A 13,281-nucleotide genomic window follows, 5' to 3' on the forward strand; every position below is an offset into this window, starting at 1 on the left:
TGGGCCGTTCGCGCCCGGATGGGTCAGTCGGACTTGGCTTCCAGCGCGTCCAGCCGGGCCTTCAGCGCCGCGTTTTCCTCGCGCGCCTTCTGCGCCATGGCGCGCACCGCGTCGAACTCTTCCCGGGTCACAAAATCGCGATCGGCCAGCCAGCGGTCGATCATGCCCTTCATCGCGGTCTCGGCTTCGTCCTTCGCCCCCTGCGCCACGCCCATGGCGTTGGTCATCAGCTGCGAAATATCGTCCATAATCTTGTTGCGGGTCTGCATGGCCATCTCCCGGTTCATGTCTTACCTCTGTGAGGCTTGCCCCCTATATGGGCGCTTGAGGCAGAAACGGCAAGCCGTTGACAGGACTTGCCCCAAAGAGGCACAGAGACCCCCATGCTGGCTGACATGATCCCCTTCCCGAACCTTTCGCCCGAGATCTTTTCGGTCTCCCTCTTCGGCATGGAGTTCGCGCTGCGCTGGTATGCGCTGGCCTATATCGTCGGCATCCTGATCGCCTGGCACCTGGCCGTGCGCGCGGTCAAACGCCCGGCGCTCTGGCCCGCAGAGACCGCGCCGATGACCCCGCGCCAGGTCGAGGATCTGATGACCTGGATCATCCTCGGCGTGATCCTCGGCGGGCGGCTGGGCTATGTGCTGTTCTACCAGCCCGCCGTCTACCTGCAGAACCCGGCCCAGATCCTGCGCATCTGGGAGGGCGGCATGGCCTTTCATGGCGGTCTGCTCGGGGTGGTGCTGGCCGCATGGCTCTATGCCCGGGCGCAGAACATCAACAGCCTGCAGATCGCCGATCTGGTCGCCCATACCGTGGCCCCGGGGCTGCTGCTGGGGCGGTTGGCGAATTTCGTCAATGCCGAGCTCTGGGGCCGCGCCACCGACCTGCCCTGGGGCGTTGCCTTTCCGGGCCGCGCCGCGCAGGACTGCGGCCAGGCCCTGGGCGAGATCTGCGCCCGCCACCCCAGCCAGCTCTACGAGGCGGCGCTGGAGGGTCTGATCCTCGGCGCGCTGATCCTGTGGCTGGTCTACCGCCACCGCGCCTTTCAGGCCCCCGGCCGCATCCTCGGCACCTTTCTGGCCGGCTATGGCGCTGCCCGCTTCTTTGTGGAGTTCTTCCGCCAGCCCGATGCCCAGTTTGTCTCGGAGGGCAACCCGCTGGGCCTCGCCTGGCAGATCGGCGGCTACGGGCTGACCCAGGGCCAGGCCCTGTCGCTGCCGATGATCGCGCTGGGGCTGTGGTTCCTCCTGCGCGCCCGCCGCGCCGCTGCACCGGAGGCCACCGCATGAGCCTGATGGAAACCCTGCTGCGCCGCATCACCCTCGACGGGCCGATCAGCGTTGCGGATTACATGTCCGAATGCCTGCTGAACCCGGCCCACGGCTATTATACCACCGCCACCGCGATCGGGGCCGAGGGCGATTTCATCACCGCGCCGGAGATCAGCCAGATGTTCGGCGAGCTCCTCGGCCTTGCACTGGTGCAGGCCTGGCTCGACCAGGGACGCCCCGCGCCCTTCACCCTGGCCGAACTCGGCCCCGGCCGCGGCACCCTGATGGTCGATATGCTGCGCGCCACCCGCGCGGTGCCCGGGTTCCACGACGCCATGGAGCTGGTGCTGATCGAGGCCGCCCCGCGCCTGCGCGAACAGCAGGCGGCGGCGCTCAAGTCCCACGCCCCGCGCTGGCTGCCCTCGGTCGAGGACCTGCCCCAGCAGCCGCTCTATCTGGTGGCCAATGAATTCTTCGACGCGCTGCCGATCCGGCAGTTTCAGCGCGACGGCGACCAGTGGCGCGAACGCCGGGTCGGACGCGCCGAGGCCGACGAGACCGGCGCAGCCACAGCCCTGACCCTGGGCCTCGGCGCGCCCGCCCCCCAGCCCGCCCTGGCGCATCGGCTCGACGACACCCGCGACGGTGATCTGGTGGAACATTGCGAAATCGCCATGGTCGTCACCGAGGCGATCGCCCAGCGCATCGCAGAGCACGGCGGCGCCGCCCTGGTGGTGGACTACGGCGACTGGCGGTCGCTCGGCGACACCCTGCAAGCGCTGCGCGCGAAGGCCCCCGCCGATCCGCTGGAGCACCCCGGCGCGGCCGATCTCACCGCGCATGTGGATTTCGAAACCCTCTGCCGCGCCGCCCGCGCCTGCGGCTGCGCCCATACGCGGCTGACCCCGCAGGGCGTGTTCCTGGAGCGGCTCGGCATTTCCGAACGCGCCCGCGCCCTGGCCGCCGGGCTGGACGGAGATCCGCTCGACCAGCTGATCGCCGCACATCGACGGTTGACGCACCCGGAGGAAATGGGAAACCTGTTCAAAGTGCTCGGCCTCTATCCCGCCCAATGCCCTCCCCCCGCAGGACTGGAAAAATGACGCTTGAATCTGTCACATCCGATCTTCTGGCCCCCGTCGCGCACGGGTTCTTCACCCGCAAGGGCGGCGCCTCCTCCGGCGTGTTTGCAGGGCTCAACTGCGGCGTCGGATCCTCGGATCAGCGCGAGGCGGTGATGCTGAACCGCGCCCGCGTCGCTGCGGCGATGGCTGCCCCGACCGACGCGCTCCTCGGCATGCATCAGGTGCATTCCGCCGATGTGGCCGTGGTCGACGGGCTGCCCGAAGATCCCGACGCGCCCCGCCCCAGGGCCGATGCCATGGTGACCGCCACCCCCGGCGTGGTGCTGTCGGTGCTCACCGCCGATTGCCAGCCGGTGCTGTTCGCCGATCCCGAAGCCGGCGTCATCGGTGCTGCACACGCGGGCTGGCGCGGCACCCTCGACGGGGTGCTGGAGGCCACGGTCGAGGCGATGCTGGCCCTCGGCGCCAACCGTGCCAATCTGCGCGCGGTGATCGGCCCGACGATTTCGCAGCGCGCCTATGAGGTCGGACCGGACTTCTTTGATGATTTCATGATGCAGGATCCGGCCAATGGCCGATTCTTCGCCCAGGGTCAGGGCGACCGCATGCAGTTCGACCTGCCGGGCCTCGGCCTTGCCCGGCTGCGCGCCGCCGGCATCGACCACTGCGCATGGACCCGCCACTGCACCTACAGCGATCCAGAGCGGTTCTATTCCTATCGCCGCAGCACCCACGCCAAGGAAGCCGACTACGGGCGCCTGATCTCCTGCATCCGGCTCTGACACAGAGGTGATCGCGCGTCAGCACTCTGGCGCGCGCGCCGCGCCAATGCTGCCATATTTCTGTGCCGCGGCCCCTGCACCACCCCTTCCCCTGCATCAACCAGAGTCATTTTATTCATGAATTTCAGACCCTTGGACGCTGCCCCGGCAAATTATTAACGACCTGCGCAGTTTCCACCAGTTGGTCATATTCAAACCGCAATGATCGTCGAAAACAGAATGCGTTAAGATTTGATCCGCCCTCGGGCGCCAGGGAGTTTGAATATGCCGTCGCAGTCACGTTTCGTGAAATCCATCATTGCCACCTCCAAAGCACAGGAGGTCCGCATGCCCTGGACCCGCGGCGCCACGCGCAAGGCGATGATCGCCCGCCGTCGCGCCAAGGCCGCCGAGACCGCTGCGACCGCTGCGACCCAGACCGCCAAGGCCGCCTGAGCGGATTTTTCCCGCCGGAGAACCCGGCAGCCCCTGCACCCGGGACAACCACTCGCCCCCGGACCATGCAGGACGCATATCCCGCCCCTGCGCGTGCCGCCCCGTTTTGGGGTCCGCTGGTCGATCTGCTGACCAGTCCGGATCCGGGGTCGGTTCTGCGCCATGTTCCGGGCGGGGCACACATCACGCACGAAGACACCGGTGGGGGCCGGACTTCGTGCCACAAGCAAGGAGGCCAGGGCCATGACCTTACCTCAGTCGTTGCAGCGCGCTGCCGCGAATATCGCCAAGACCCAACCGCTGCTGCGGGACCCGTCCGCTCCGCGCACCGAGGCCAAACCGCAGTTGCGCCGCTACGAGGTGGCCAGCCTGTTGCCGAATGGCAACCTCGCCGAGACCCGGCACATCGCGCCGGCGCTGCCGCTGTTCGAACAGGCCTTCACCGCCTTCACCCGCGGCTCGCTGGTGGAAACGGATTATGGTCCGGTGGCGATCGAGGATCTCTTTCCCGGCGATCAGGTCCTGACCCACAGCGGCACCTACGAGCCGGTGGTCTGGAAGGGCATGACCACGATGGTCCCCGGCCGCAAGACCGCCACCGGGACCCGGCTGGCGCTCACCAGTTTCATGGCCGACAGCCTCGGCATGGCCAAGCCCAGCGCCTGCGTCGTGACCGGCCCCGCCGCGCGTCTGCTGCGCACGCCGGCGCATCTGCGCCCAGCCGAGGACAAGGGCCCGCTGCTGACCCCGGTGACCGAATTCCTCGACGGGATGAACATCGTCGAAACCACGCCCCCGGCGCCGGTCGACATGTATCACCTGTGCCTGGCCCGGCATGCGGTGATCCGCGTCGGCGGGCTGGAGTTCGAGACCTATCACCCCGGCCCCGACGCGCTGCGGCTGGTCAGCTACCCGATCAAGACGCTGTATCTGAACATGTTCCCGCAGGTGGACTCGATCGCCGGGTTTGGCCCGCTCGCCTTCGACCGCACCCGGGTTGCGCAGGCCTAAGGCCGCGACGCGCCAACAGGCGGCACAACATGCAAAACGCCCGCTCTGGCATCAGGGACGGGCGTTTTCTGTCTGTGCGGGGTTATCTGTCTGGGGGCCATCGCAGCGCAGCGTATGACCACGCGGATCGCAGACGCGCCGAGGGGATCAGGCCTCGCGCGCCAGCCGTTCTTCCAGCACGTCAAAAGGCACGCCGGGCTCGTCCTTGGCGCCGCGGATCACCAGCGAGGTCTTGACGCTGGCCACATTCGGCGTGGTCAGCAGATCGCTGGTCAGGAACCGCTGAAAGGTCGACAGATCCGGCGCCACGCATTTCAGGATGAAATCCACCTCGCCGTTCAGCATGTGGCACTCGCGCACCAGCGGCCAGCCGCGGCATTTCTCCTCAAAGGCCGACAGCTCCGCCTCCGCCTGGCTCTCCAGACCCACCATGGCAAAGACCTGAACCTCAAAGCCCAGCTCGCGGTCGTTCACTTCCGCATGGTAGCCGCGGATCAGCCCGGCCTCCTCCAGCGCCCGCACCCGGCGCAGGCAGGGCGGCGCGGAAATTCCGACGCGCTTGGCCAGTTCGACATTCGTCATCCGGCCATCGGCCTGTAGCTCCGACAGAATCTTGCGGTCGATCGGGTCCAGACGTGTGGTGACCATGGGGTGCATTCTCCTGAAATTTGCACTTCTTATAGCAGGGGCGCGTACTCACGCAACAATATTTCACAATCTCGCAACATTCTTGTAACCCCGGCGCCCGCTGTGATGGCAGCTGCTTTGGAAACAGGCAGCCGGGCTTGCACAGGATGCAAGAATGAGGGTCTTTAAGCATGCGCGCGTCGCAGTTATATGCAGTCTCCGACGGCGGCAAGACCGCAAGCACATCTGACGTGGGGAAACACCATGAGCGACACGCGCCACACCAAGGTCCTGATCATCGGCTCCGGCCCGGCCGGCTACACCGCCGCCGTTTACGCCAGCCGCGCGATGCTGGAGCCGATTCTGGTGCAGGGCATCGAGCCCGGCGGCCAGCTGACCACCACCACCGAGGTGGAGAACTGGCCCGGCCATACCGAGATCCAGGGCCCCGACCTGATGGTCAACATGGAAGCCCACGCCAAGGCGATGGGCACCGAGATCATCGGCGACATCATCACCTCGCTCGACACCTCCACCCGCCCGTTTGTGGCCAAGGGCGACAGCGGCACCACCTACACCGCGGATGCGGTGATCCTGGCCACCGGCGCGCGCGCCAAATGGCTGGGTCTGCCGTCGGAAGAGAAGTTCAAGGGCTTTGGCGTCTCCGCCTGCGCCACCTGCGACGGCTTCTTCTATCGCGGTCAGGAAATCGTGGTGATCGGCGGCGGCAACACCGCCGTCGAAGAGGCGCTGTTCCTCACCAACTTTGCCTCCAAGGTCACGCTGATCCACCGCCGTGACGAGCTGCGCGCCGAAAAGATCCTGATCGACCGGCTGATGAAGAACCCCAAGATCGAACCGCTTTGGTTCCACGAGCTGGAAGAGGTCGTCGGCACCGATGCGCCGCTTGGCGTCGAGGGCGTGCGGGTGAAACACACCAAGACCGGCGAGATCACCGAGATCCCGGCCAAGGGCGTCTTTGTCGCCATTGGCCACGCGCCCGCCACCGAACTGGTCAAGGACGTGCTGGAGACCCACAATGGCGGCTATGTGAAGGTCAAGCCCGGCACCACCGAGACCTCGATCCCCGGCATCTTTGCCGCCGGTGACCTGACCGACCACAAATACCGCCAGGCGGTGACCTCCGCCGGCATGGGCTGCATGGCCGCGCTGGACGCCGAACGCTTCCTGGCCGAGCAGGAGTAACCGCCTGCCCCGGTTTTTCGTCCCGGATCCCGGTTACGAACCCTGCTCAGGATCTTGGCCCAAGACCTTGGCCCAAAATCAAAAAACGGCTCCCGGAGAGGTCTCTTCGGGAGCCGTTTTCTGTAGCCTGATCGCAACCGCTGTCAGAGCGTCAGCCAGATCGGACGGTGATCGCTGGCCCGCTGGGTCCGGGCTGCCCCGCTGCCCTCCAGTTCGCGCTCGTATTCCGCATGCGCAATCCCGGCATCGCGGATGTCCCCGTGCAGCCCCGGCGACACCGCAAAATGATCCAGCAGCAAGGGCCGGTCCGGGATGTCGTCGACAAAATCGTCAAACCGCGCCGTGAACAGCGCGGTGGAGGGCACCCGCTCCAGCACCGGATGGCGAAAGATCAGATCGGGATAGAAGGTGCTGCCCAGCACGATGTCGGCGATATTGTGGGTCAGATACTGACGCTCAAAGAAATCCGGCCCCGGACCATCGTTCCAGTCGCCGGTGACAATCACCCGTGCCCCGGCATCGGCAGCGACCAGCTGGTCCAGATAGCTGCGCAGGCGGAACCCCTCGGCAGAGATCCGGCGCCGGGCCTTCATCGCGGCGGCGATGAATTCATGCCGCCGCGCCGGGTTGCCAAACAGCGCCTGACCGTTGTGGACATATTTGGACTTGGTGTGCAGCACCACGATCCGCAGCGGCGCGCCCGCCTGGGGGTCAAGGTCGACGACCATGGGAAGCCGCGTGAAATCATAGGGTTGCAACAGGAGGTCGCCATCGACATCGGCCTGCCACACGTTTTCCAGCTCTTGCGTCGGCGCGTCGGTGGCATGGTCGATCGCCGCCACCGCGCCGCCCACTTTGGTCAGCACAAAGAGCTTCTGCGCGCCGCCCGCCTTGCCGATCAGCGCCTCGTAGCGCGGCACGCCATTGTCGGACAGATGCGCCTCGATGAAGAGCTGCATTTCCGGCATCGCACTGGGGCCTTCCTGCACGCAGAGCACATCCGGGTCCACATCGCGGATGACATTGGCCACCCGCGCCGCCACCACATGGGCGTCCCCGGCGCTGAGCGACCCGCTGCCCCACTGCGGGTCGTGATTGCCAGAGAACCAGTTGTTCATCCACTCGATGTTCCAGTTCATGATCTTCATCACAGCCCTCCGATGGCCCGCGTGCCCCATCGGCACCCGCCCATGCAGCCCTGAGTTGATGACACCCGTATAACAGATCAATAGCGGCCACCGTTAATTGTCCGTCACATACCGGCACGCCTCCGCCCAGAGGACCGCGCGCGCCGGCAGGGGTGATCCGCAAACAGTCGCCTCCGGTCGCGATCATGACGGAAACCCACAGGTCGGATCCGCCCCGCCCTGCTAGCACGGCCCCCTGCGTCGTGGCAGTCTGGGCGCAGAGTTTCACGACAGGAGGGACCCGATGCGTTTCAACGGTAAAACAGCGCTTGTGACCGGCGGCAGAACCGGAATTGGCCGCGCCATTGCCCAGCGGCTCGCCGCGGAGGGAGCCCGGGTCATGACCGCACAACGGGGCGACGACGAGGAGTTCGACAGCATCCGGGCGGATTTCACCGATCCCGACAGCCCGCAACAGGTGATCGACGCGGTGATCGCGCGCACCGGCCAGCTGGACATTCTGGTCAACAATGTCGGCATGATGCAGGAGGCCCGGATCGAGGACATGACCCTCGCCGATTGGCAGCGCAATCTCGCGCTCAATCTCTCGGCCCCGTTTCTGACCATCAAGGCGGCGCTGCCGCACCTGCGCCGCAGCCAGGGCGTGATCGTCAACACCGGCTCGATCGAGGGCATCGGCACCAATCCCAACCACGCAGCCTATTCCGCAACCAAGGCCGGGTTGCACGGGCTCACCCGCGCGGTGGCGGTAGATCATGGCGCCGAGGGCATTCGCTGCAATGCGGTGGCGCCGGGCTGGATCGACTCCGACCTCAACCAAACCATGATCGCCGCCGCCCCGGACCCCGACGCCTTTGCCCGCGACCTGCGCCACATCCACCCGGTGGACCGGATCGGGCGTCCCGAGGATGTCGCCGGAATGGTGGCGTTTCTCGCCTCGGCGGAGTCCGGTTTCATCACCGGACAGGTCTATGCGGTCGATGGCGGACGCATGGCGAAACTCAGCCTGCCGTGATCCGGCGCCGGTGCCGATCCTGCGTGCGGCGCCCCCGCCCCGCCCATCCCACAGGTGACAGCCCGACACGGATCGCCTAAACCGGGTGAAACACCTCATGGGGAACGTTCACACGTGGCGCAGGCACTCTGGCAGGGCAACTGGATTCAACGCAGTCGGCTGGTCTCGGGGCTGGTGCTGTTCACCTTTGCCTTCTTCCATTTCCTCAATGTCGCCGCCGGGCTGGTGTCGCCGGACCTGCTGGAGGCGGTGCAGGAGGCGCGCGAGGCGGTGACCAAATCCCTGCCCGGCCAGATCGTGCTCTATGCATCCTTGCTGGTGCACGCCGGGCTGGCGCTGTGGCAGGTGGCGATGCGGCGGACCCTGCGCATGAGCCTCACCCAGTGGCTGCAACTGACCCTCGGGGTCTTGATCCCGCTGCAGCTGATCCAGCATGTGGTGCACACCAACTACGCCGCCCGCATCTACGGGCTGGAGGACGAGATGTCCTCGATCATTCTCATGCTCTGGACCGGGCCGGAGGCGCTGCACCAGTATCTGCTGTTGCTGGCGGTCTGGGTGCACGGCTGCATCGGCCTGCACATGTGGCTGCGGCTGACCCGCTGGTGGCAGCATGCCGTGCCCTACATGATCGGCGTCGCGGTGCTGGTTCCGGCGCTGGCGCTGGCCGGTCTGGTGACCGAAGGGCGGCGCATGTGGGACTTTTTTGCCGAGGATGGTTTTGCCGCCCAGATCAGGGCCGATTACAACTGGCCCGACGCCGCCGAACGTGTGGCGCTGGCCGATGCCACCAACATCGGCGTCTTTGTGTTCTTCGGCCTGCTCGGGCTGGCCCTGGGCTGTTTCGCACTGCGCCGCCTGATCCAGCGCAGCCGCTCGGTGCGGATCAGATATGAGGACGGCCCCGAGATTACTGCCGACCGCGGGCTGACGCTGCTGGAGATGTCGCAGATGAAAGGCATCGCGCATCCCTCGCTCTGCGGCGGCAAGGGCCGCTGCACCACCTGCCGGGTCGCAGTGACCGACGGGCTCGACAGCCTGCCGGACCCCAGCCCCGCCGAGGCCCGCAGCCTCCGGGCGGTGAACGCCGCCGACAACATGCGGCTGGCCTGCCAGATCCGCCCCACCTCGGCGCTCACGGTGAAACGGGTCTATTCCCCCAAGGGCCGCCGCCAGGTCCATGCCGCCGGTGGCGAGGAAAAGACCATCGCGGTGCTGTTCCTCGACATCCGCGGCTTTACCGCCCGCTCGGCGGGGCTCTTGCCCTATGACGTGGTGTTCCTACTCAACCGCTTCTTTGACGCCATCGTGCCCGAGGTCACCCGCACCGGCGGCACCGTCGACAAATACATGGGCGACGGCATGCTGGCGCTGTTCGAAACCCGCGATGCGGCCTCCTCTGCCGAGGCGGCGCTGGCGGCGGCGGCCAATATCGGCGTCGCCCTGGCGCGGTTCAACCGGGTTCTGGCCTCCGAAGGCGAGGATCCGGTGCGCATCGGCATGGGGCTGCACCTGGGCACCGTGGTGCTGGGCGAGATCGGCGCCGCCGGGCTGGCACCGCGCACCCTGATCGGCGCCACCGTCAATGCCGCCAGCCGGCTGGAGGCCAAGACCAAGGACCTCGGCGTCGAGATCCTGGTCTCGCGCGAGGTCTTCGACGCGGCCGGAGTGGCGGAGGTGCCGCTGGCCTTTGAGACCTTCACCCTGCGCGGCGTCGACGGCCCGGTGACCGCCCTGCCCCTGCCGCGCGCCTCCAGTCTCGACAGCCTGATTGCCGGCCAGCCCGCCGCCTCATGACACAACCGGCCCGCGCCCGGGGACCATCCGGCCTGCGCGGCTTTGCAAAAGGCTGAAATCTGTTCCGTTCCCGGCGCCAATTGCGGACCAGCGATCCAAACTTGGCAAAAATCGCCCATGTTTTCCTTTTTCTGTTGCATCACTAGACTTTCGTCATACGCACAGGCTATTGCCCGCCCGAGTGCTGCCCTTGCGCAGGCCCGATGCCAGACGAGAGAGACTTCTTATGACGATGTTGAGTAATTTGGCTCCAATCCCGGAGCTCTACGTATCTTATGACTCCGCGCAGAAACTGAAGGTCGAAGCCGGTGAACTGACCAGCCATGACCTCACCCCGCGCCAGATTTGCGATCTAGAACTTTTGATGAACGGCGGGTTCAACCCGCTCAAGGGCTTTCTCTCCGAAGAGGATTACAACGGCGTTGTCGAGAACATGCGCCTGGCGGATGGCTCGCTCTGGCCGATGCCGATCACCCTGGACGTCTCCGAGGATTTCGCGTCCTCGATCGAGATCGGCCAGGACATCGCCCTGCGCGACCAGGAAGGCGTGATCCTCGCCACCATGACCGTCACCGACCGTTGGGAGCCGAACAAGTCCCGCGAGGCGGAAAAGGTCTTTGGCGCCGATGACGAGGCGCATCCGGCAGTGAACTACCTGCACAACCAGGCCGGCAAGATCTACCTCGGCGGCCCCGTGACCGGCATCCAGCAGCCCGTCCACTACGACTTCCGCGCCCGCCGCGACACCCCGAACGAGCTGCGCGCCTATTTCCGCAAGCTGGGCTGGCGCAAGGTCGTGGCCTTCCAGACCCGCAACCCGCTGCACCGCGCCCACCAGGAGCTGACCTTCCGCGCCGCGCGCGAAGCGCAGGCCAACCTGCTGATCCACCCCGTCGTCGGCATGACCAAACCGGGCGATGTGGACCACTTCACCCGCGTGCGTTGCTACGAGGCGGTGCTGGACAAATACCCGGCGGCCACCACCTCGATGAGCCTCCTGAACCTGGCGATGCGCATGGCCGGCCCCCGCGAGGCGGTCTGGCACGGGCTGATCCGCAAGAACCACGGCTGCACCCATTTCATCGTTGGCCGCGACCACGCCGGCCCCGGCAAGAACTCCGCCGGCGAGGATTTCTACGGCCCCTATGACGCGCAGGACCTGTTCCGCGCCCATCAGGAGGAAATCGGCATCGAAATGGTCGACTTCAAGCACATGGTCTATGTGCAGGAGCGCGCCCAGTACGAGCCCAACGACGAGATCGCCGACAAGGATGACGTGACCATCCTCAACATCTCCGGCACCGAACTGCGTCGCCGCCTGGCCGAAGGTCTGGAAATCCCCGAGTGGTTCTCCTTCCCCGAGGTTGTGGCCGAGCTGCGCAAGACCAAGCCGCCACGTTCGCAGCAGGGTTTCACCGTGTTCTTCACCGGTTTCTCCGGCTCCGGCAAATCCACCATTGCCAACGCGCTGATGGTCAAGCTGATGGAGATGGGTGGCCGTCCGGTGACGCTCTTGGATGGGGACATCGTGCGCAAGAACCTCAGCTCCGAGCTGGGCTTCTCCAAAGAGCACCGCGATCTCAACATCAAGCGCATCGGCTATGTCGCCTCCGAGATCACCAAGAACGGCGGTATCGCCATCTGTGCCCCGATCGCGCCTTATGCGGCCACCCGCCGCCACGTGCGCGAGGAAATCGAACAGTACGGCGCCTTTGTCGAGGTGCACGTCGCCACCTCGATCGAGGAATGCGAACGCCGCGACCGCAAGGGCCTCTACAAGCTGGCGCGCGAGGGTAAGATCAAGGAATTCACCGGCATTTCCGACCCTTACGACGTGCCGCAGAACCCGGAGCTGAGCGTCGAAACAGAGAATGTCGAGGTCGACAACTGCGCCCATCAGGTGCTGCTCAAGCTGGAAAGCATGGGCCTCATCAACGGCAATTGATCCTGCCGCGCCCTGACCAATCGCAGACGGCCCGCCCTTCCCGGCGGGCCGTTTTTCTATGCTGCCTCGCCAGTTCCCCGGGCCAGTTTCCGGGGCCAATTCCCCCGGGCCAGCCCCGCGGGGGCGTGAATTCCGACTGGACAGGCCACGCGGTTCCTGCAATCCTTTCCGCGATGGTGCCCGGATCGACAGGTCCGGCTGAAAAGGGAATACGGTGCAGGCGCCTTGCCTAAATCCGTGACTGCCCCCGCAACTGTAAGCGGCGAGCCTCTCCAAAGACGCCACTGGACCTCTGGTCCGGGAAGGTACGGAGACGGGCTGCGACCCGCGAGTCAGGAGACCTGCCATCTCGGGTGCGACGCGGTCGCGCCTCAGTCACTTTTTACCCGGGCGGGGTGCCCTGGGACGGAGAGACCGACATGGCCCGCATTGGACCTGAAACATCGCCGTTGCCCGTTTGTGCCCGCCCCCTTGCGCGGAGGGCGCGATGATACTGGAACTGACCATCCGACAACTGGACGTGGGCCCCCTGCCCACCGGAGAGGCCGAGCGCATGGCCCAGCTGGGCTACATGCAATGGCTCGGCGCACTGAACGGCCGGGCGAGCTACCACCGCGAGGCGCGGCACGCGCTGGACCTGGCCGTCCCCTTTGCCGAGGTGTCCCCGGCGGTTGCCGCGTTCTGTGACCTGCTGCGGGCCTCGCTGCAAATGCCACCGCAGCCGCTGACATTGACGCTGCCGCCGCGCACCCGGCGTGGGGGCGCCGCCGCCCGGCGCAGCCGCCGCATGCCGCAGTGATCTCCTGACCCACCGGCCCGCGCGCCCGCCGCCCCCCGGACCAAGTCCCCGCCTGCACGGGCAAGCCAGAGGCGCCGTTGTTGCACAGAGATGAAGAATCACGTCAGGCACCGGCGCCTGATGTGTCTTGCCGCAACACGCTACGGCTTGCGGCCCG

Annotated in this window: 13 protein-coding genes and 1 riboswitch; of the genes, 10 read left to right on the forward strand and 3 right to left on the reverse strand. The window is 66.3% G+C overall.

What is annotated here, in order from left to right; genetic code table 11:
• Positions 1–23: 23 nt before the first annotated feature.
• Positions 24–269: an accessory factor UbiK family protein gene (locus tag ACXAF5_RS13970; RefSeq protein WP_239320553.1), complete on the reverse strand. Its 246-nt coding sequence runs from the start codon at positions 267–269 to the stop codon at positions 24–26.
• Positions 270–383: 114 nt separating this feature from the next.
• Here ACXAF5_RS13970 and lgt point away from each other — a divergent pair, with 114 nt between their 5' ends.
• From lgt to ACXAF5_RS13995, 5 genes are all read left to right on the forward strand, one after another.
• A complete protein-coding gene (lgt, locus tag ACXAF5_RS13975) occupies positions 384–1,292 on the forward strand; it encodes a prolipoprotein diacylglyceryl transferase (RefSeq protein WP_474947043.1) in 909 nt (302 codons plus the stop codon).
• Complete coding sequence (locus tag ACXAF5_RS13980) at positions 1,289–2,377, forward strand: class I SAM-dependent methyltransferase (RefSeq protein ID WP_474947044.1); 1,089 nt, start codon at positions 1,289–1,291, stop codon at positions 2,375–2,377. The genes lgt and ACXAF5_RS13980 overlap by 4 nt, the downstream gene beginning before the upstream one ends.
• Positions 2,374–3,141, forward strand: a complete 768-nt coding sequence (pgeF, locus tag ACXAF5_RS13985) for a peptidoglycan editing factor PgeF (protein WP_474947045.1) — start codon at positions 2,374–2,376, stop codon at positions 3,139–3,141. The genes ACXAF5_RS13980 and pgeF overlap by 4 nt, the downstream gene beginning before the upstream one ends.
• 264 nt (positions 3,142–3,405) lie before the next feature.
• A complete protein-coding gene (locus ACXAF5_RS13990; RefSeq protein WP_474947046.1) occupies positions 3,406–3,576 on the forward strand; it encodes a hypothetical protein in 171 nt (56 codons plus the stop codon).
• Positions 3,577–3,819: 243 nt separating this feature from the next.
• Positions 3,820–4,587, forward strand: coding sequence for a Hint domain-containing protein (locus tag ACXAF5_RS13995; RefSeq protein WP_474947047.1), 768 nt, complete (start codon positions 3,820–3,822; stop codon positions 4,585–4,587).
• 147 nt (positions 4,588–4,734) lie between these two features.
• Here the strand turns inward: ACXAF5_RS13995 and ACXAF5_RS14000 are convergent, their stop codons facing one another.
• Positions 4,735–5,235, reverse strand: coding sequence for an Lrp/AsnC family transcriptional regulator (locus tag ACXAF5_RS14000; RefSeq protein WP_239320539.1), 501 nt, complete (start codon positions 5,233–5,235; stop codon positions 4,735–4,737).
• Between the two features lie 243 nt (positions 5,236–5,478).
• On the opposite strand from ACXAF5_RS14000, the gene trxB reads away from it, so the two are divergent.
• Positions 5,479–6,420 (forward strand): thioredoxin-disulfide reductase, encoded by a 942-nt coding sequence (gene trxB, locus ACXAF5_RS14005; RefSeq protein ID WP_239362077.1) that lies wholly within the window; start codon positions 5,479–5,481, stop codon positions 6,418–6,420.
• A 143-nt stretch (positions 6,421–6,563) separates the two neighbouring features.
• On the opposite strand, the gene ACXAF5_RS14010 is transcribed toward trxB, so the two are convergent.
• Positions 6,564–7,568 (reverse strand): endonuclease/exonuclease/phosphatase family protein, encoded by a 1,005-nt coding sequence (locus ACXAF5_RS14010; protein ID WP_474947048.1) that lies wholly within the window; start codon positions 7,566–7,568, stop codon positions 6,564–6,566.
• A 283-nt stretch (positions 7,569–7,851) separates the two neighbouring features.
• On the opposite strand from ACXAF5_RS14010, the gene ACXAF5_RS14015 reads away from it, so the two are divergent.
• From ACXAF5_RS14015 to ACXAF5_RS14030, 4 genes are all read left to right on the forward strand, one after another.
• Complete coding sequence (locus tag ACXAF5_RS14015; RefSeq protein ID WP_474947049.1) at positions 7,852–8,583, forward strand: SDR family NAD(P)-dependent oxidoreductase; 732 nt, start codon at positions 7,852–7,854, stop codon at positions 8,581–8,583.
• Between the two features lie 114 nt (positions 8,584–8,697).
• The gene (locus tag ACXAF5_RS14020) at positions 8,698–10,380 is read left to right on the forward strand and encodes an adenylate/guanylate cyclase domain-containing protein (protein ID WP_474947050.1); all 1,683 of its coding nucleotides are present in this window, start codon (positions 8,698–8,700) and stop codon (positions 10,378–10,380) included.
• 226 nt (positions 10,381–10,606) lie between these two features.
• On the forward strand, positions 10,607–12,325 hold the full coding sequence (locus ACXAF5_RS14025; protein ID WP_474947051.1) for a bifunctional sulfate adenylyltransferase/adenylylsulfate kinase: 1,719 nt from the start codon (positions 10,607–10,609) through the stop codon (positions 12,323–12,325).
• A 157-nt stretch (positions 12,326–12,482) separates the two neighbouring features.
• Positions 12,483–12,688, forward strand: a riboswitch (cobalamin riboswitch).
• Between the two features lie 124 nt (positions 12,689–12,812).
• Positions 12,813–13,124: a hypothetical protein gene (locus ACXAF5_RS14030; protein WP_474947052.1), complete on the forward strand. Its 312-nt coding sequence runs from the start codon at positions 12,813–12,815 to the stop codon at positions 13,122–13,124.
• The last annotated feature ends 157 nt before the right edge of the window (positions 13,125–13,281 follow it).

The sequence above is a fragment of the Epibacterium sp. ABV4_022 genome, from assembly GCF_056159345.1.

Excerpts from the sequence above, each read along its gene's own strand:
- ACXAF5_RS13990 (WP_474947046.1), top strand. The coding sequence starts at position 3,406 with ATGCCGTCGCAGTCACGTTTCGTGAAATCCATCATTGCCACCTCCAAA.
- ACXAF5_RS13995 (WP_474947047.1), top strand. The coding sequence starts at position 3,820 with ATGACCTTACCTCAGTCGTTGCAGCGCGCTGCCGCGAATATCGCCAAG.
- ACXAF5_RS13970 (WP_239320553.1), bottom strand. The coding sequence starts at position 269 with ATGCAGACCCGCAACAAGATTATGGACGATATTTCGCAGCTGATGACC.
- lgt (WP_474947043.1), top strand. The coding sequence starts at position 384 with ATGCTGGCTGACATGATCCCCTTCCCGAACCTTTCGCCCGAGATCTTT.
- ACXAF5_RS13980 (WP_474947044.1), top strand. The coding sequence starts at position 1,289 with ATGAGCCTGATGGAAACCCTGCTGCGCCGCATCACCCTCGACGGGCCG.
- pgeF (WP_474947045.1), top strand. The coding sequence starts at position 2,374 with ATGACGCTTGAATCTGTCACATCCGATCTTCTGGCCCCCGTCGCGCAC.
- ACXAF5_RS14030 (WP_474947052.1), top strand. The coding sequence starts at position 12,813 with ATGATACTGGAACTGACCATCCGACAACTGGACGTGGGCCCCCTGCCC.
- ACXAF5_RS14015 (WP_474947049.1), top strand. The coding sequence starts at position 7,852 with ATGCGTTTCAACGGTAAAACAGCGCTTGTGACCGGCGGCAGAACCGGA.
- ACXAF5_RS14025 (WP_474947051.1), top strand. The coding sequence starts at position 10,607 with ATGACGATGTTGAGTAATTTGGCTCCAATCCCGGAGCTCTACGTATCT.
- trxB (WP_239362077.1), top strand. The coding sequence starts at position 5,479 with ATGAGCGACACGCGCCACACCAAGGTCCTGATCATCGGCTCCGGCCCG.
- ACXAF5_RS14010 (WP_474947048.1), bottom strand. The coding sequence starts at position 7,568 with ATGAAGATCATGAACTGGAACATCGAGTGGATGAACAACTGGTTCTCT.
- ACXAF5_RS14000 (WP_239320539.1), bottom strand. The coding sequence starts at position 5,235 with ATGGTCACCACACGTCTGGACCCGATCGACCGCAAGATTCTGTCGGAG.